The organism is Massilia sp. BGA-UO-ETr-WB1, assembly GCF_059567845.1.
Map to the genome: position 1 here is coordinate 122,373 of NZ_JCAQOT010000026.1, position 18,144 is coordinate 140,516.

Genomic DNA, 18,144 nt, shown 5'->3' on the forward strand with positions numbered 1-18,144 from the left:
TGGTGCAAAACGGCAGGCGGAAACGACGAGGCGGACCGAGTGGTCCGCCTGCGGAGGGGTGCTGCTGAAACGGCAGCTTAGTTCGACAGGGCTGCGAACGCGCGGTCGCGGATTTCTTCCACGGCGCCGATGCCTTCGATCTTGCGGTACTTCGGCGCTACCGGGTCACCGGACTGGGCCCAGGTATTGTAGTAGCCCAGCAGCACTTCGGTCTGGTTGTGATACACATCCAGGCGCTTTTTCACGGTCTCGGCCTTGTCGTCGTCGCGCTGCACCAGGTCTTCGCCGGTGACATCGTCCTTGCCTTCGACTTTAGGCGGGTTGAATTTCACGTGGTACACGCGGCCCGAGGCAGGGTGCGAGCGGCGGCCGCTCATGCGCTCGATGATGGCCTCGTCCGGCACCGCGATTTCCAGCACATAGTCCACTTTGACGCCGGCTTCCTTCATGGCGTCCGCCTGCGCGATGGTGCGCGGGAAGCCGTCGAACAGGTAGCCGTTGTCGCAGTCGCATTCCTTCAGGCGCTCTTTCACCAGGCCGATGATGATGTCATCCGATACCAGCTGGCCAGCGTCCATGACCTTTTTGGCGGCCAAGCCCATTTCCGTGCCGGCCTTGATGGCCGCGCGCAGCATGTCGCCAGTGGAGATCTGCGGAATATTATATTTTTCCTTGATGAAATTCGCTTGGGTGCCCTTGCCGGCACCGGGTGCTCCTAACAGAATGAGACGCATGAAAAGTCCTAAAACGATTATAAGAATCTGGTGGTATGGTTGGAAATGCTGCCGCTTCGTCTACCTTCGTCACGAAACTTACCACAAAACGCCCGCCTGACGCCAGTTTGTGGCCGATTTGGCATGACTTAGTGCTTGCTTAGTGGCTAATTGGCGAAATGCAGGCGCACGCGTTCCAGGTCTTCCGGGGTATCGACGCCGGCGGCCGGGGCCGAGTCCGTCACATGGACGGCGATCGGATAGCCGTGCCACAGCACGCGCAACTGCTCCAGCGCTTCGATCGACTCCAGCGGCGACACGGCCAGCTGCGGATAGGCTTGCAGGAAATCGTTGCGGTAGGCGTACAGCCCGATATGGCGCAGCGGCACGTAACCGTCCGGCAGCGCGGCCGGCACTGCGCCATCGCGCTGCGCGAAGGCGTCGCGGTGCCAAGGGATGGTGGCGCGCGAGAAATACAGCGCGCGGCCGGCCTTGTCCAGCACCACTTTCACCACATTGGGGTTGAAAGCGTCCGCCGCGTCGTGCAGCGGATGGGCGCAGGTGGACATCGGCACGTCCGTGCCGATGCGGGCGGCGGCGGCGGCCAGCAGCGACGGATCGATCAGCGGCTCGTCGCCCTGCAGGTTGACCACCACCGCGTCCGGCGCCAGGTCCAGCGCGCGCGCCACTTCGGCGATGCGGTCGGTGCCGGAAGGATGGTCGGCGCGCGTCATGCACACCTCCACGCCGTGCCGTTCGCAGGCGGCGCGGATATCTTCATGGTCGGTGGCGACGATGATGCGCGGTTTGGCCCCCTCGGCGCCGGCTTGCGCCGCCCGCTCGGCCACGCGCACCACCATGGGCTTGCCGCCCAGGTCGGCCAGCGGCTTGTTCGGCAGGCGGGTGGAGGCCAGGCGCGCCGGGATAATGACGATGAAGCTCACTGGTTCAGCCCTTATTCCACCGCATCCTGCAGCGTACGGGCCTCATCGGCCCACATGATGGGAATGCCATCGCGGATCGGGTAGGCCAGGCGGTCGCCGCGGCAAATCATTTCCTGGGCTTTTTTATCGTACTCCAGCGGACCCTTGCAAACGGGGCAGACCAGGATATCAAGCAGACGAGCATCCACGACATTTCTCCACAATGTATTCGGCCAGCGCGGCATCGATGCGCGCTGTCACCGGAACCACCCACAAGCGCGGGTCGTCCCTCAGTTCTTCAATTTGGGCACATTTTACTGCATCCTTCTCGGTCATCAAGACGATGTCGGCGTCCAGGCCGTCAAAGGGGCGGTCGAGGAAATCGTGATGGTCGGGCAAAGGCAGCTCGATGACGTCCAGGCCGGCGCCGCGCAGCATGTTGAAAAAGCGCGCCGGATTGCCGATGCCGGCCGCCGCCGCGATGCGCAGCTTGCGCTGCGCCAGCTCGGCCAGGGGCAGGCGCTCGCCGCGGTCGGCCAGGCGCTCGGCAACGTCGCCGGCCAGCAGCATCTGCACCGGCGCAGCGCCCGGGCCGGCGGCCACGCTCGCGGCCAGCGCGGGCGGCAGTTGCGGCGCATTCACCACCGTCACATCGCGCCGGCGCGACGGCTTCTCGCGCAGCGGCCCGGCCGGCAGCAGCCAGCCATTGCCCACGCCCCGGCCGTCGAACAGCACAATCTCCACGTCGCGCTGCAGCTTGTAGTGCTGCAAGCCGTCATCCGCGATGAGAACGTTCACCGCCGGATCGGCCGCCAGCAACGCCCTGCCCGCCGCCGCGCGGTCGCGCCCCACCATCACCGGGCAGCCGGTGCGCATGGCGATCAGCAGCGGCTCGTCGCCCACCTGCTGCGGCGTGGAGGCGGCGGTGACCAGGCGCGGCGCGCTATCCTTGCTGCCGAAGCCGCGCGAAATCACGCCCGGCCGGAAACCGGCCTGCTGCAAAGCCTGCACCAGCCAGATCGTCAGCGGCGTCTTGCCCGTGCCGCCGATAAAAATATTCCCCACCACCACCACCGGCACCGGCAACCGCTCCGACTTCAGCACACCGGTCCGGAACAGTACGCTGCGCAATCCCGACAACCCGCCAAACACCAGCGACAGCGGCCACAGCGCGCAAGCAAGCGGCCCCCTGCGCAGCCAATTGCGCGTCAGCGTCGATTCAAGCGAGGAAGTTCTAGACATAAAGACTCAATTAGCAGCCCTGCCCTAACGGCCTGAGCCGCATTCGGGGTCTGACCCCGAATGCGGCTCAGGCCGGCTGGAACACAGATTCTTATTTGGTGGTGCCGGTCTGGGCGGCGAAGGTGAGCTTGTCGTAGCCGGCCAGGCGCGCGGCTTCCATGACGTTGATCACCATCTGGTGCATGGCGAACTGGTCGGCGTTGATGATGACCACCGGCGACTTGGCGTCCTTGGCCGCGCTCTTCAGCGATTCGGCCAGCCCGGCCACGTTCTGGAACGATACCGCCACGTTGTTCACCGTGTAGTTGCCCTTGGCGTCGACCGTCACGTTGATCTCGTTGGGCCGTTCGTGCGCCTTCTCGGCTTCGGCGGTCGGCAGCGTGATCTGCAGCTCGGTGAACTTGCTGTAGGTGGTGGTCACCATCAGGAAGATCAGGATCACCAGCAGCACGTCGATGAACGGGATCAGGTTGATCTCCGGGTCTTCGCGGTGCTGGCCGCGTCGGAAATTCATGCCCATGGTCAGGTCTTCCGCGAGCAGTGCACAACGTCGACGAATTTGATGGCCTGCTGCTCCATCTCGATGATGAAGCTGTCCACCAGCGCGCGGAAATGGCGGTAGAACACCAGCGTGGGCATGGCGATGGCCAGGCCGAAGCCGGTGTTGTACAGCGCCACCGAGATGCCGTGCGCCAGCTGGGCGGGGTTGGTGCCGGTGGCGTTCTGCGCGCCGAAGATCTCGATCATGCCGACCACGGTGCCGAACAGGCCCATCAGCGGCGCCAGCGTGGCGATGGTGCCCAGCGTGGTCAGGAAGCGGTCCAGCATGTGGGCCACGCCGCTGCCGGCCTCCTCGATGGTTTCCTTCATCACGTCGCGCGGCGAGTCGATATTGCGCAGCGCGGCCGACAGCACCACGCCGAGCGGCGAGCTGTGCTCGAGCTTCTGGATCACGTCGGGCGTGATCTTGCCGCTGCGGTACACGCCCACCACTTCCTCCAGCAGCTGGCGCGGAATGATCTTGGCGCGGCGCAGGAACAGCAGGCGTTCGATGATGAGGGCGGTGGCGACAACGGAGGCGATCAGCAGAGGCCAGATGGGCCAGCCTGCGGCTTGAATGATGGCGAGCAAAACGAACTCCTGTGTTTGGGGGGGGCTGCGCAGGCAGGAATGCCTAGACGCGCAATGTATCTTGTTGGGGCCTGATCGGCAAGTATTTCCCGGGCAAGCGGGCTTATCCCCTATTCTGCACACTTTCTGTGGACAAGATTGTTAGCAAGGCACCTTGCAAAGCACCAAGCCTTTGATTTATAAGAAAAATTCGTCCATGCGCAAAAAAAGCGCAGCGCGGCGGCGGCGGACGGCGGAACGGCTGTCCACACTTCTCCCCATATTCTGTTGATAAGATTGTTAGCAAGGACATTGATGAGTGGCAAAGTCCTTGATTCGCAAGCATTTTCTTTCCATGCGTAAAAATTTCGCATACGGGTGAAACAGCTGGGTTTTGTATGGTTCTTGACCACAAAAGCCATCTTTCCAAGGGTGTTTGGGGACAAGTTCTTCATTCTGCACAAAAACTGTGGACAAAATTGTTAGCAAGGCCAAAGATTCATACTTAAGTTCATGATTTAAAAAGAAAAACATGCGCCGATGAAAAAACAGGCAGCAAATTCCACACCAGGTACCGCCAGTCACTTGCTGCCGGACATGTGTACAACTGTGCACTTCTGCACACAATGTGTGGATAAGATTGTGCGCAAGGCGGAGAGCTCGCATCTATGTCATTGATTTGTAACAATTAACTTATGCTGCCTAAATTTTAAACAGCGCCGGCGGCAGGCCTGCTTGCCGCCGGCCGGGGCCAGCCGGAATTGGTATGCAGTGGGAGTTCTGCACATCTTCTGTGGATAAAATTGTGAGCAAGCTTGGCCGGACGGCATCAAGTACTTGATTTATAAAGCAAATATTTCTATGCGTAAATTTTTAGCACGCTTGTTCTTGTCCACAGAAAAGCCGTTTTGCCACCAAAAAGTTCCGCACATTTTATGTGGATAACTTTGTGCGTAACCGGCAGCCCGGCCAGCAAAGTACTTGATCCATAAGGGTTTTTCTGAAATGCACGTTAATGAAGCAACCCAGTTTACCTTTTAAAATCAAGTGTTTACAAAAAATACTTGCCTTGATTTGTGATGTGTGACATAAGCATGACCTCCGCGCGATTTTGTGGACAGTTTCCCTTTCCTGAACGATGACTACCAGCATTCCACCCGACAGCAGTAACCAGCAAGCAGCCGTGATCACGGTCAGCGCACTCAACCAGGCGGTCAGCCGGCTGCTGGAGCGCAGTTTTCCCCTGACGTGGATATCTGGCGAAATTTCCAATTTCACGCGCGCCAGTTCCGGCCATTGGTATTTCACGCTGAAGGACGATGCAGCCCAGGTTCGGGCCGTGATGTTCCGCGGCCGCGCGCAATACGCGGGCTTTGTGCCGCGCGAGGGCGACAAGGTGGAAGTGCGGGCGCTGGTCACCCTGTACGGCCCGCGCGGCGACTATCAGATCAACGTGGAAGCGATCCGCCGCGCCGGCGTGGGCGCGCTGTTCGAGGCGTTTTTGCGGATGAAGGAGCGCCTGGGCGCGGCCGGCCTGTTCGACCAGGACCGCAAGCGCGCGCTGCCCATGTTCGCCCGCACCATCGGCGTGGTCACCAGCCCCACCGGCGCCGCCCTGCGCGACGTGCTGACGGCCCTGAAGCGGCGCGCGCCGCACGTGCGGGTGGTGCTCTACCCTACCCTGGTGCAGGGCCAGCAGGCGCCCGAGCAGATCGCGGCGGCCATCAATACCGCTTCCGCGCGCGCCGAGTGCGAGATCCTGATCGTGTGCCGGGGCGGCGGCAGCATCGAGGACCTGTGGGCTTTCAATGACGAGGCGGTGGCGTACGCGGTGGCCAACTGCAATGTGCCGGTGATTTCCGGGGTCGGCCACGAGACCGATTTCACCATCGCCGATTTCGCGGCCGACCTGCGCGCGGCCACGCCGACCGCCGCCGCCGAACTGGCCGCCACGCCGCGCGCGGACTGGCTGGCCTCCCTGCGCGCCGACGCCGCCGACTTGCGCCGCGCCATGCGGCGCGCGCTGGGCGACGCGGCGCAGACGCTGGACGGCTACACGCGCCGCCTGCTCAGTCCTGCGGCGCAGATCGCGCAGCAGCGCACCAAGCTGCAGGCGCACGCCACCGCCCTGACCCACGCCAACCGCGCCCCGCTGGCCTACGCGCGCGTGGGTTTCGATAAATTGCAGTCGCGCTGGTCGGCGCTGCGGCCGGACGTGCGGACCTTCAGGGGGCAGCTGGAGGGCTTGCAGCGGCGCGCTACGCTCAGCATCGCCAACCAGCAGGCGCAGAAGCGCGACGCGCTCAATGCGCTGGCGGCGCAGCTGGAGATGCTCAATCCGCAGCGCACGCTGGAACGCGGCTACGCCATCGTCACCGGCCAGGACGGCGCCATCCTGCGCGCGCCGGCGCAGCTGCACGCGCGCGACAGCGTGACCGTGCGGCTGGCCGAGGGCAGCGCGCAGGTCGAGATCGCGGCCGTTACGCCAGCTCGGCCAGAATGACGGACATGCCGATCAGCGCCGGATAGTCGGCGGTAATCACGTAGGTGGGGATCTGGGCGTTGTAGCTGCTCAGCCGCCCCTTCTGTTCAAACCGGGCGCGGAAGCCGGAGCGCTCGAAGAACGCGCCCAGGCGCGGCACGATGCCGCCGCCGATGTAGATGCCGCCGCGCGCGCCCAGCGTGATGGCGACGTTGCCCGCGATGGTGCCCAGCATCTCGCAGAAGGTTTCCAGCGTCTCCACGCACACCAGGCATTCGCCGCGCAGGCCGCGCTCGATGATGGCGGGCGTATCGATGGCCTGCGTGCCGAGCGCCTGCGGCGCGGCCCCGGCCCGTTCGGCCAGCACTTCGTAAATCAGGCGGATGCCGGGACCGGACACCACGCGCTCGGCCGACACATGCCCATAGCGCTCGCTGGCCTTGCGCAGGATGTGGATTTCGCGCTCGCTGACGGCGGCGAAGGTGCTGTGCCCTCCTTCGCTGTCCAGCGCTATCCATTCCTTGCCCGCCGGGACCAGGCCCGATACGCCCAGCCCCGTGCCCGCGCCCACCAGGCCGATGACGCCGCGCGCCCGCGCTTCGCCGCCGCCGACCTGCACGCGGTGCTGCGCCGACAGGAACGGCACCGCGCGCGCCAGCGCGGCGAAGTCGTTCACCACGTGCAGCGAGGTCAAACTGAATTGGGAGCAGATCGCTTCGATGGAAAACGACCAGTGGTGGTTGGTCATGCGCACCGCGTCGCCGTCGATGGGGTTGGCGATGGCGATGCCGGCCTGGCGCGCCTGGTAGCCGCCGGCGGCCACCGTGGCGGGCTGCGACAGGTACTGCACAATGGCCGCGCCCAGGGTGGGATAGGCGGCGCATTCGGCCACCCAGATGGCGTCGATGCGGCCGGCCGCGGTCTGCAGGCCGAAGCGGGCGTTGGTGCCGCCGATGTCGGCCAGCAGCCAGGGGCGCTCGTAGCGCGCGCCGCCGCCGTCGTCCTCGTCAAAGAACGCGGGGGAATGCTGGGGGATGTTCTCGATCTTCATGGTTGCCACCTCTAACACCACGGCACAACCCGGGGCCGGATTCCCTTGGGAACCCGGCCCCGGCCCTGCGGGGTTGGTTTAGAACTTCATCGACACGCGCGCGCCTATCGTACGGGGCGCATTATAGAACGCGCCGTAGATCTGCTGGGTAGGCTGGCATGGCATGCCGGTGTCGGTGCACAGCTCCACCACGTCCAGCTTCACGTCGCGGTCGGTGGCGTTTTGCACGAACAGTTCCGCCGTGTAGGCCTTGTTCAGCGGCTGGAAGCGCAGGCTCAGGTCCAGCGTGGAGTAGGCTTTCTGCTTCTTCACGCCGGCGTGGCCGGGCACGTCGTTGCTGAAGGCGCCGGCGCCGACGAAGGTTTCGCCTTCGTAGTGGGCCGAGATGCGCGGCGTGAGCAGGCCTTTGCTGGTGGCGAAGTCATGCTCGTACTGCAGCGTGGTGGCGAACTTCGGCGCGTGCTTCATTACGCTGCCGCCCACGTCCACGTTCGGCGCGGTCGAGCCGCAGGACAGGCCCTTGGCGCGCGCGGAGTCCACGTCGCAGGAGATGAAGCTGTCGTAGGTGGCGTCGAGCCAGGTGGCGTTGCCGGTCAGGCGGTCCACCTTGGTCGGACGCCAGGTCCATTCCGCTTCCACGCCGTTCACCGTGGCGCCTGCCGCGTTGAAGTTGGCCAGCACGCTGTTCACCACTTGCGATTCCAGCTTGTCCTTGTACTTCATGTGGAAGGCAGCCACGTTCAGGGTCAGCATGCGGTCCAGCAGGTCGGACTTCATGCCCAGCTCATAGCTGGTGAGCTTTTCCGGCTTGGTGGTGGCGCCGCCGTCGCCGATGGCCGGCGAGTGGAAGCCGGTGGTGACGGAACCGTACAGCAGGATCTCGGGACGCAGCTTGTATTCCAGGCGGCCCAGCCAGGTGGCCTGGCCGTAGCGCAGGTCGGCGGTGTTGTCGCCCGGGGTATTGCCGCAGGTGGCCGCGCTCACCACGCCGCCGGGGCCGATGTTGTGGGTGTTGATGGTGCCGGTGCCCGGGGTGACCAGCTGCCTGAGCTGGTCCGGCGTCAGCACCGTGGTGCCCAGCGGGACGTTGGCCGGCCAGTTCGGGCAGGCCCAGTTCTGGCCGCCGATGTCGAACTTGTGGTCCTTGGTGTAGCGCGCGCCGACGGTGGCTTTCAGCTGGTCGTTCACTTGCAGGCTGCCCTGCGCGAACACGGCTTTCGATTTCAGCTGGCGGTTGCCCTGGATGAAGGACATGGCCGATGCGTACTGGCCCACGGTCGGGCGCACGAAGATGACGTTGCCGGCGGCGATGTCCTGCTGCACGGTGGCTTGCGAAATCTGGCTGCGGTCGATGTCGAAGCGGACCTTGTTCTTCTCGCCGAACAGGAATACGCCGCCGACCCACTGGAACGGCGCGTCGTTGTCGGAGCGCGCCTGCAGTTCATGCGAGTAGCTGTCGAACTTGGCCCACTCGGTGCGGTTTTCGGATTTGAAGCCGGGGAACAGGCCGGCGTCGGCGTCGTTCACGTTGGAGCGCTTGTAGCGGCTCCAGCTGCCCAGGTAGGTCAAGTCCAGCGCGTCGCTCGGGTGGTAGTTCAGCTTGCCCTTGAAGGTGGTGATGGACTGGTCCAGGTTGCCCGGGCTGTCGATCAGCGCCGAGCGCAGCTCGGTGCCGGGGGCCGGTTCGGCGGCCAGGTAGACGTTGCCGGCGCCCTGGTCCTTGTAGTAGTCGGCGATGACGGTGGCTTTCAGGTCCGGCGTGAAGCGCCACAGCAGCGAGGCGCGCGCGCCCATCTTGTCTTCGGCGCCGTATTTCTTCGCGCCGGGCAGCACGTTGGAGCCCTTGCGGAAGTCCACGGTGCCGTCATGGCTGTCCTTGATGGCGGCGATGCGCAGCGCGATGTCGTCGGACAGCGGGATGTTGATCATGCCCTGCGTCTGCAGGCGGTGGTAGTCGCCGATGGTGACGCCGGCCGAGCCGAACACTTTCTCGGTGCTGGGCGCGCCGGACACCAGGTTGACCGCGCCGGCGGTGGAGTTACGGCCGTTCAGCGTGCCTTGCGGGCCGCGCGCCACTTCGACGTGGGACAGGTCGTACATCAGCGCGGTGGCGCCCTGCGGACGCGGCGAGTAGATGCCGTCGATGTAGAAGGCTACGGCCGGGTCGCCCAGCTCGGTGTGGTTGGCCGAGCCGACGCCGCGCATGTAGACGTGCACGCCGCCCGAGTCGCCGTGCTGTTCCACCACCAGGCTGGGCACCATGGTGGTGAGCGAGGCCAGGTCTTTCACCTGGTTGTTGGACAGCGTGTCCTGGCTGTAGGCGGTGATCGCCAGCGGGGTTTCCTGCACGAAGGTGTTGCGGCGGGTGGCGGTGACGATGATCTTTTCCATCTCGCCGTTGCGCGCCGGGGCGGCCGCTTCCACGGGAGCGGCGGCAGGCGCCGGCATGGCGGCCGCCGCTGCGGCGCCTTCCTGTGCGAATGCGTTGGCGGTCAGGAGGGCGAGTGGCGCGAGTTTCCACATCGCCTTGGTGTGCGAATTCTTCATTGTCTTTCCTCTATTAGTCCGTTGATATTAATGGTGTTGCATAGCTCTACCGGCTACTACCGCACTTCAGCTGACTCCAGCTGACTTCAGCTCGAATTCATGTCATTGCTCCTTGATGAAGTTGCGGTACCAGTGCGCACTGTCTTTCAGGGTGCGCTGCTGAGTCTCGTAGTCGACGTGGACCAGGCCGAAACGGCGCAGGTAGCCGGAGTTCCACTCGAAGTTGTCGAGCAGGCTCCAGTAGAAGTAGCCCTGCACGTCCACGCCCGCTTCCATGGCGTGGTGCAGCGCGGCCAGGTGCATCTTCAGGTAGTCGATGCGCGGCTGGTCGTGGACCGCGCCGCCGGTCAACTGGTCGGCCACGGCCATGCCGTTCTCGGTGATGTACACCGGCGGCAGCTGGTATTGCCCGTGCAGCTTGATCAGCAGCTCGCTCAGGCCTTGCGGGTAAATCTCCCAGCCCATGTCGGTCGTGCCCAGTTCGCACGGCGGCGTGCGCGGCGGCGTCTCGGTGCTGACGTAGGCGCGGAAGTAGTAATTCACGCCCAGGAAGTCGATCGGCTGGCAAATATCTTTGAAATCGTTTTCATGAATCGACAGCAAAGAGCAGTCGACGTTGTCCAGCGCCAGCTGCGGGTAGCTGCCCTTGAAGATCGGGTCCATGAACCATTCCACCGAGCGCGCCCACTCCACTTCGGCGGCCTTGATGTCGGCGGCGGAATCGGTGGCGGGGCTGGCGGTCCACTGGTTCAGCACGATGCCCAGTTTGGCCGACACGTTCTGCGCGCGCATGGCCTGCATGGCCAGGCCGTGCGACAGCAGCAGCTGGTGCGAAGCGCTGACGGCGGCGGCCGGGTCGGCGATGCCGGGCGCGAACTGGCCGATGCCATAGCCCAGGTTGGCGGTGCACCATGGCTCGTTGTGGGTGGCGATGGTGGCCACCCGGTTGCCGAAGCGGCGCGCCACTTCGGCGGCGTACACGGCGAAGTGTTTGGCGGTGTCGCGGTTCAGCCAGCCGCCTTTATCTTCCAGGGCTTGCGGCAAATCCCAGTGGTACAGCGTGACGTGGGCGGCGATGTTTTTTTCGGCCAGCTTGTCCAGCAGGCGCGAGTAGAAATCGAAGCCGGCTTCGTTCCAGCCGCCGCTGCCGTCGGGCTGCACGCGCGGCCAGGCGACGGAGAAGCGGTAGGCGTCCACGTTCAGGGACGCGATGATGTCCACGTCTTCGGCATAGCGGTGGTAATGGTCGCACGCCACGTCGCCGGTGCTGGCGTCGGTGATCTTGCCCGGCGTGTGGGTAAAGGTGTCCCAGATGGATGGACCACGGCCGCCGGCGGTGGCGCCGCCCTCGATCTGGTAGGCGCTGGTTGCCACGCCCCAGGTGAAGCTCGACGGGAAGGCCGGCATGGTGGTTGGAACTGCGTCAGGTGTGGTCATATGATGTGGTAGCGGCTGTGAAAACGTTTTCAGAAGATGTGTGCATTTAACACCGGCGCAAAGTCGAAGTCAATCATAATATTTTGAACAACTATGCTTTTTTTGCGGGCCGAATCCGCCCGTGCGCCAGTGGAAACGCGGGCTGGAGCGCCAAAAAACTGTGGTATTCTGTACCTGAAAAGGATTTCAAAAAACAACGACAGGACCGACCTTGAGCGACACCGATCACACCTCCCCTTCGACTTTGCTGGACGTCGCGCGCGAAGCCGGGGTGTCGCCCAGCACCGTGTCGCGCATCCTGAACGGCACCGCCAAGGTGTCCGACGACAAGCGCCAGGCCGTCATGGCCGCCATCGCCCGCACCCAGTTCGCGCCCAACCTGATGGCGCAGGGCCTGAAGCGCGGCCGCTCGCAGACCATCGGCATCGTGGTGCAGGATATTTCCTCGCCCTACTTCGACGAAACCCTGCGCGGCGTGGACGACGGCCTGAAAGGCACCGGCTACGCCTCGGTGATCGTGTCCGGCCACTGGAACGCCGAGGAGGAAGCGGACCGCATCCGCCTGCTGCTGGCGCGCAAGGTGGACGGCATCATCCTGCTGTCGGGCCGCATGTCCGACGAGACCGTGCTGCAGTTCTCGGCCCAGCGCCCCATCGTCTCCACCGGGCGCAGCCTGAACACGCGCACCGCGCTGGGCTTCAAGCAGGACAACGAGTACGGCGCCTGGATGGCGGTGCGCCATCTGATCGAACTGGGCCACCGGCGCATCGCCTTCGTTTCCGGCCCGGCCGACAATATCGACGCCGAGGAACGCGCCGCAGGCTACCGCCGCGCGCTGAGCGAGGCCGGCATCGCGGTCGACCCGAAACTGATGGTCGAGGGCAATTTCCACGAAAACAGCGGCTTGCTGGCGGTCAACCACCTGTTCGACACCGGCCAGCAGTTCACCGCCGTGTTCGCCGCCAACGACCAGAGCGCCTACGGCGTGCGCCTGTGCCTGTACCGCAAGGGCATCCGGGTGCCGGACGACGTCTCGCTGGTGGGCTTCGACGACCTGCCCGGCTCCTCCTATACCACGCCGCCGCTAACGACCATACGCCAGCCGCTATACGACATGGGACTGGTGGCCACCAACGCGCTGCTGCGCCTGATCCACGGCGAGCCGGTGCAGGCGCAAGTGCCGCCGCTGGAGCTGGTGGTGCGCGAGACCACGCGCCGCCGCTGACGCCGCCGCAAGGCCTTGCCCCCACACCGTCCGGGGGCAATACAGCGCCTGGCCGCGCTAAGGATTACAATGATGGTCGTTTCAGCAAAAATGACTTTTCAGACTTAACCAAAAGGATAGACACATGGAACATACCCTGCCACCTCTGCCGTATGCAATGGACGCCCTGGCGCCGCACATCTCGCAAGAAACGCTGGAATACCACTATGGTAAGCACCATCAAGCGTATGTCACCAACCTGAACAACCTGATCAAGGGCACCGAATTCGAAGCCCTGTCGCTGGAAGAGATCATCAAGAAGTCCTCCGGTGGCATCTTCAACAACTCGGCCCAGGTCTGGAACCACACCTTCTACTGGAACGGCCTGAAGCCAAACGGCGGCGGCGAGCCTACCGGCGCGCTGGCCGACGCGATCAACGCCAAATGGGGTTCGTTCGCCAAGTTCAAGGAAGAATTCACCAAGTCCTGCATCGGCAACTTCGGTTCGAGCTGGACCTGGCTGGTGAAAAAGCCGGACGGCACCGTGGACATCGTCAACACCTCCAACGCCGCCACCCCGCTGACCACCGAAAACAAGGCGCTGCTGACCTGCGACCTGTGGGAGCACGCCTACTACATCGACACCCGCAACCTGCGTCCGAAGTATGTTGAGAACTTCTTCAACCTGGTGAACTGGGACTTCGCGGCCGCCAACTTCGCTTAATCGCGAGGCGTCCGCTTCCCCGGCAACCTGCGCTGCGGCGCAGGTTTTTTTTCGGATGAAGCTTGCGCCTCCGGTATCTGCGCCATGGCGTATTCAGCCAGCGCCGTGATGGTCAGCGCCGGGTTGACGCCCGGGTTGGCCGGCATGGCGGCGCCATCGCACACCAGCATGTTCCGGTAGCCGAACACCCGCAGATCGCGGTCGATCACCCCGCTGCCCGCGTCCGCGCCGATCACGGCGCCGCCCAGCACGTGGGCGGTGGTCGGAATGTCGGCCAGCGCCTCCAGCACATTGCTTTGGGCGATGCCGCCGGTGCGCCGGGCCAGCCACTGCGCGGCGCGGTTCGCCACGTCGATGTAGGCCGGATTGGGCTTGTCGAGGTTCTGCTCGGTCACCAGGCGGTAGCCGCGCCCCAGCCAGCGCTTGCGGGGGCGCAATGCGATGGCGTTGTCCAGCGTCTGCATCACCAGCAGTGTCACCATGCGCCGGCTCCAGCCCACCGGCCACAAGGTCTGCAGCCACTGCAGCGGATGCGCCGCGATGCGGCACAGCCACTTCAATGGCCGCGTTAAGCGGCTGCCGTTACCGACCAGCACCGTGTACATCAGGCTCATGAAATCGGCGTTGCGGCCGTAGGTCAGCAACTCGATGTGGGTGTTCTGGTCCACGTGCACGCTGCTGCTGGCGGTCACGTCGTTCCAGGTGCGCATGTCTTTCGGCAGGCGCACGTTCAGGACCGACTCGCTGTTGGTGCGCACCAGTTCACCCAGGCGGCCGCTCAGCCGGGGCAGCGCCCCGCCCAGCTTGCAATTGGCCAGCAGTTCATTGGTGCCCAGCGCTCCGCCGGCGAACACGACGCCGCGCGCCGTGTGCACCTGCCGGTCCCTGGCGAACCAGGCGCCGGGACGCTGCGTGCTTACGCGGTAGCCGTCGCTGCCGTCGGCCGCGCCCAGCGGGCGCACGTCGACCACCTCGCGCTCCGCCAGCACCCGCGCGCCTCGCTTCTCGGCGAACCACAGATAGTTCTTCACCAGCGAATTGACCGCGCCGGTACGGCAGCCCACCATGCAGGCGCCGCACCGGGTGCAACCGGTCCGGTCTGGGCCTTCGCCGCCAAAGTACGGGTCCGGGACCGTCTTGCCCGGTTCGCCGAAATACACTCCGGTGGGGGAACGGGCGAACCGGTCCTGGCCGCCGAAATGCCGCGCCATCTCGCGCGCCAGCTGCTGGTTGACGGAGTCGAACGGCACGGTCTGCACGCCCAGCATGCGCTCGGCCGTATCGTAGTGCGGCTGCAACAGCCCTTGCCAGTCGCCCAGGGCGCGCCATTGCGCGCTGTCGAAAAATGCCGGGCGGGCGCGGTACAGCACTCCGCCATAGACAGTGCTGCCGCCGCCGACGCCGGACTGGCTGGGGAAGAACACGTGGCGGAACACCTTCATGCGCATGACGCCGCGCAAACCGAGGGCCGGCGCCCACAGGAATTTGCGCAGCTGCCAAGCCGATCCCGGCAGATCCTCGTCGCGCCAGCGCCTGCCGCGTTCGAGCACGCCAACCCGGTAGCCCTTCTCCGAGAGCCGCAGCGCCGACACGCTGCCGCCAAAGCCGGAGCCGATCACCAGCCAGTCGAAGTCCAAGCCCGCATCGATGCGGGATGCCATGTCGTCCATCTCAGAACTTGTAGCCGAGGGTTAAACCGAATACCTGCGGCTTGTCGCGCAACGCCACGCTGCGCGGAATGGCGCCGTAGCCCGGTGTCTGGGTGATCACCGAGGCCGACGTCCTCAGGCGGAACAGGCCGGCCTCCATGCTGACGGCCCAGTGCCGGCCGATCGGGCAGGAAAAGCCCAGGCGCGCATAGGGCGACCAGGCGCTCTTCAATTCGATCGTGCTGCTGCTGCCCTGGAACAGGCTGGTGTAGGTGTTGCTGACCTCCTGGTTGGTGAAGAAGGTGTACACCACGCCCACGCCCGCGTGCGGCCGGATGCCATGAAAGCCGGGAAAGGTGTATTGCACCAGCGCCGTCGGAAACCAGATGCGCGCCTTGGCGACGGTGCCGACCGGCGCCGCAACGCCTGCGCCGATGGCGGTCAGCGTGGGCGGAACGCCGCCCTGAAACAGCGCCACCAGATTGGGCGCCAGGCGCCGCTCGTAGCTGATGGCCAGCAGGCCCTGGTCCCTGGCGTCGATCTTCAGGCCGGGCGGAGTGGTGCCCGGCGGCCCTGCCAGGTCCCCGGACTGCAGGTTGAAACGGATCTTGGCGTAGCCGACCCTGACGGCATTGTCGAGGTCTTCGGCATGCGCCGCGCCGCACAGCGTCCAGGCAGCCGCCAACGCGGCGGCAATGAGTTTTTTCGATTGCTTCGCTTGCATTTGTGTCTCCTTGTGTAATTTTTATATTGATTGTTGCCGCGCGTTGCCTGCTTACCGGGCCAGCCTCTGCACAATCCAGCGTGTCAACGGGGCGGGAGCGATGCGCGTGCCGAAGGCCAGCAAACCGGTCTGCGCGCCCACCATCCAATGTGTCTGGTGGATGCGCCGCCGGGCTGTCGCGCAGCGCCATACCGTGGCCGCGACATCGGCCGGCGTGAGGCGGATGCCGAGCGATTTCGCGCTGGCGATGTGGTCGAAGCCGGTCGCCATCGCGGTCCGCACGAAACTCGGCCAGACGGCGCTCACCCGGATGCCGAAGCGGCTCCATTCGAGGTCCAGTCCTTCGGTGAAGCCGCGCACGGCAAACTTGCTGGCCGAGTAAGTCACCAGTTCGGGCTGGCCGTAGATCGCCGTGGCCGAGGCCATGTTGATCACGCGCGCGCCCGGCGTTTGCTGCAGATAACGGAACGCGCTGTGGCAACCGGCGACCACGCTCGCCACGTTCACGTCCAGCATCGCGCGGTGCCGTGCCAGTGGCACGGTCTCGAATCGGCCGGCCGTCAGTATTCCCGCGTTGTTGAGCAGTACGTCGAGCCGCTGGCCGCTGTGCGTCCAGAAGTGCGCCAGCGCTCGCTCCCATGCGTCCGGGTCGCCGACATCGAGTGCGCCGCTCACTGCGTTGTCCGCGCCCATGGTGGCGGCCATGGCGGCCACTCCGTCCGCGTTCAGGTCGTACAGGCCGACGAACCAGCCGCGCTGCGCAAACAGCTCGGCGCACGCCCGGCCGATCCCGGACGCGGCGCCGGTGACGAAGATGGCAGGCCTGTTCCGCGGAGCCGCAGTCGTCTCAGGCATGCTGATTCCAGAGCGCGCGCAGCTTCAGCTTGTCGATCTTGCCAACCGCGTTCTTGGGCAGGCTGGCGAGGACGTGGATGGCCGCCGGCCGCTTGTAGCGCGTCAGCCGCGTGGCGCAGTGCAGGTCCAGCTGCTCCGGCGTGGCGTCCTGTCCGGGGCGGCAGGCCACGTAAGCGACCACGATTTCGCCCAGCGTCCCGTGCGGCGCGCCGATCACCGCCGCCTCCAGCACGGCGGGGAAGGCGCTCAATGCATCCTCGATCTCCTTGGGATAGATATTCTCCCCACCGCGAATGATCATCTCCTTCAGCCGCCCGACGATGGACAGGTAGCCGTCGGCGTCGATGCGTCCGAGATCGCCGGTACGCAGCCAGCCGTCAACCACGGTCCTGGCGGTTTCCTCCGGCTTGCCCAGGTAGCCGCGCATGACGGTCGGCCCCTGCACCAGCACCTCGCCCGTCTCGCCCTGGGGCAGGTGGCGGCCGCCGGCATCGGCAATCGCGATGCGCTGGCCCGCCAGCGGCAAGCCCACCGTGCCGGCCTTGCGCACGCCGTCCAGCGGATTGATGGTTGAGGCGCAGGTGCCCTCCGACAGGCCGTATCCCTCGATCAGCGGAAAGCCGTAGCGCGCCTCGAAGCTGGCCAGCAGTTCGGCCGGCGCCGGCGCCGCGCCGCACACACCGTAACGCAAGCTGGAGGTGTCCGGTTTTACATCGGCAGGCAAAGCGTTGAGCATGGCGTAGATGGTCGGCACGGCCGAAAAATACGTGGGCCGCAGCTGCTCGATATCGGCGAAGAACGTGTCGATGTCGAAGCGCGGCCGGATGGTGACGCGGCCGCCGGCGCGCAGCGGCGTCAGGATGCTGGCGACGATGCCGTTCACGTGGAACAGCGGCAGCACCAGCAGGCAATGGTCCTGCGCCGTGATCTGCATGGCCTGGCGCGACATGTCGGCCATCGCTTCGATATTGGCATGGTCCAGCATCACACCCTTGGGCAGGCCGGTGGTGCCGCTGGTGTAGATCAGCAGCGCCAGGGCGGACGCGTCGTCGACCGGCGCTGCCGTCTGCAGTGCCGTGCCTTGCGCGGATTGCAGCGCTCCGCCGGACAGTACCGCCACCGGCAGTGCGGGAATCCGCTCGTTCAACGATTCGCCGTTGGTGTTGACCAGCAGTTTGGCGCCGGAGTCGCCCAGTTGATGCAGTGCTTCCTGCCGCGTCAGGCCGGGGTTGAGCGGCGTGATGGCCGCGCCCAGCCGCCACGCAGCGAACATCGCCACCGCGAACTCGACCTGGTTGGGCAGCATCACGGCCACCACGTCGCCGGGCCGTATGCCGCGTTCATCGAACAAGCCGGCCGCGGCCAGCACGCTGGCACGGAATTGCGCGTTGGACAAGCTGCCCGCGGCATCGGCCACGCAAGGCTCCGCCGGCGCCTGCGCCGCGCGCAGGTCTGGAAGTGTGGAAAATCGCATTGTGGTTCC

Annotated in this window: 16 protein-coding genes; 3 read left to right on the forward strand and 13 right to left on the reverse strand. The window is 65.1% G+C overall.

The genetic code is table 11. The annotated features are described in order from the left end of the window. Nucleotides 1-77: 77 nt before the first annotated feature. The 6 genes from adk to AC56DV_RS22965 form a co-directional block, all read right to left on the reverse strand. The gene (gene adk, locus AC56DV_RS22940; RefSeq protein ID WP_496316539.1) at nucleotides 78-734 is read right to left on the reverse strand and encodes an adenylate kinase; all 657 of its coding nucleotides are present in this window, start codon (nucleotides 732-734) and stop codon (nucleotides 78-80) included. A 146-nt stretch (nucleotides 735-880) separates the two neighbouring features. Next, entirely contained in the window at nucleotides 881-1,657 is a 777-nt protein-coding gene (gene kdsB, locus AC56DV_RS22945) for a 3-deoxy-manno-octulosonate cytidylyltransferase (protein ID WP_496316540.1), read from the reverse strand. An 11-nt stretch (nucleotides 1,658-1,668) separates the two neighbouring features. Then, nucleotides 1,669-1,845 carry a Trm112 family protein gene (locus AC56DV_RS22950; protein ID WP_082219489.1) on the reverse strand — a complete coding sequence of 59 codons (177 nt, stop codon included), beginning with the start codon at nucleotides 1,843-1,845 and terminating at the stop codon, nucleotides 1,669-1,671. Continuing rightward, nucleotides 1,826-2,878, reverse strand: coding sequence for a tetraacyldisaccharide 4'-kinase (gene lpxK / locus AC56DV_RS22955; RefSeq protein WP_496316541.1), 1,053 nt, complete (start codon nucleotides 2,876-2,878; stop codon nucleotides 1,826-1,828). Before lpxK ends, AC56DV_RS22950 begins: the two co-directional genes overlap by 20 nt. A gap of 91 nt (nucleotides 2,879-2,969) precedes the next feature. Next, complete coding sequence (locus tag AC56DV_RS22960; protein WP_496316542.1) at nucleotides 2,970-3,392, reverse strand: ExbD/TolR family protein; 423 nt, start codon at nucleotides 3,390-3,392, stop codon at nucleotides 2,970-2,972. A gap of 8 nt (nucleotides 3,393-3,400) precedes the next feature. Further along, a complete protein-coding gene (locus tag AC56DV_RS22965) occupies nucleotides 3,401-4,009 on the reverse strand; it encodes a MotA/TolQ/ExbB proton channel family protein (protein WP_496316543.1) in 609 nt (202 codons plus the stop codon). A 1,117-nt stretch (nucleotides 4,010-5,126) separates the two neighbouring features. Between AC56DV_RS22965 and xseA the strand changes: the two genes are divergently transcribed. Then, the gene (gene xseA / locus AC56DV_RS22970; protein WP_496316544.1) at nucleotides 5,127-6,491 is read left to right on the forward strand and encodes an exodeoxyribonuclease VII large subunit; all 1,365 of its coding nucleotides are present in this window, start codon (nucleotides 5,127-5,129) and stop codon (nucleotides 6,489-6,491) included. Here xseA and AC56DV_RS22975 read toward each other — a convergent pair. From AC56DV_RS22975 to AC56DV_RS22985, 3 genes are all read right to left on the reverse strand, one after another. Continuing rightward, complete coding sequence (locus AC56DV_RS22975; RefSeq protein WP_496316545.1) at nucleotides 6,469-7,521, reverse strand: glucokinase; 1,053 nt, start codon at nucleotides 7,519-7,521, stop codon at nucleotides 6,469-6,471. The two genes, xseA and AC56DV_RS22975, sit on opposite strands and share 23 nt — an antisense overlap. Before the next feature lie 78 nt (nucleotides 7,522-7,599). Further along, nucleotides 7,600-10,068 (reverse strand): TonB-dependent receptor, encoded by a 2,469-nt coding sequence (locus AC56DV_RS22980; RefSeq protein ID WP_496316546.1) that lies wholly within the window; start codon nucleotides 10,066-10,068, stop codon nucleotides 7,600-7,602. Nucleotides 10,069-10,170: 102 nt separating this feature from the next. Continuing rightward, nucleotides 10,171-11,505, reverse strand: coding sequence for a GH1 family beta-glucosidase (locus tag AC56DV_RS22985; protein ID WP_496316547.1), 1,335 nt, complete (start codon nucleotides 11,503-11,505; stop codon nucleotides 10,171-10,173). 211 nt (nucleotides 11,506-11,716) lie between these two features. On the opposite strand from AC56DV_RS22985, the gene AC56DV_RS22990 reads away from it, so the two are divergent. Next, complete coding sequence (locus AC56DV_RS22990; RefSeq protein WP_496316548.1) at nucleotides 11,717-12,730, forward strand: LacI family DNA-binding transcriptional regulator; 1,014 nt, start codon at nucleotides 11,717-11,719, stop codon at nucleotides 12,728-12,730. Between the two features lie 124 nt (nucleotides 12,731-12,854). After that, on the forward strand, nucleotides 12,855-13,433 hold the full coding sequence (gene sodB, locus AC56DV_RS22995; protein ID WP_496316549.1) for a superoxide dismutase [Fe]: 579 nt from the start codon (nucleotides 12,855-12,857) through the stop codon (nucleotides 13,431-13,433). Here the strand turns inward: sodB and AC56DV_RS23000 are convergent. From AC56DV_RS23000 to AC56DV_RS23015, 4 genes are read right to left on the reverse strand one after another with little or no spacing between them, the layout of a single operon-like run. Continuing rightward, nucleotides 13,430-15,094, reverse strand: coding sequence for a GMC oxidoreductase (locus tag AC56DV_RS23000; protein WP_496316550.1), 1,665 nt, complete (start codon nucleotides 15,092-15,094; stop codon nucleotides 13,430-13,432). The two genes, sodB and AC56DV_RS23000, sit on opposite strands and share 4 nt — an antisense overlap. A 10-nt stretch (nucleotides 15,095-15,104) precedes the next feature. Continuing rightward, nucleotides 15,105-15,806, reverse strand: coding sequence for an OmpW/AlkL family protein (locus AC56DV_RS23005; protein ID WP_496316551.1), 702 nt, complete (start codon nucleotides 15,804-15,806; stop codon nucleotides 15,105-15,107). Between the two features lie 51 nt (nucleotides 15,807-15,857). Next, nucleotides 15,858-16,661 (reverse strand): SDR family oxidoreductase, encoded by an 804-nt coding sequence (locus AC56DV_RS23010; RefSeq protein WP_496316552.1) that lies wholly within the window; start codon nucleotides 16,659-16,661, stop codon nucleotides 15,858-15,860. Then, the gene (locus tag AC56DV_RS23015; protein WP_496316553.1) at nucleotides 16,654-18,135 is read right to left on the reverse strand and encodes a class I adenylate-forming enzyme family protein; all 1,482 of its coding nucleotides are present in this window, start codon (nucleotides 18,133-18,135) and stop codon (nucleotides 16,654-16,656) included. The genes AC56DV_RS23010 and AC56DV_RS23015 overlap by 8 nt, the downstream gene beginning before the upstream one ends. Between the last annotated feature and the right edge of the window lie 9 nt (nucleotides 18,136-18,144).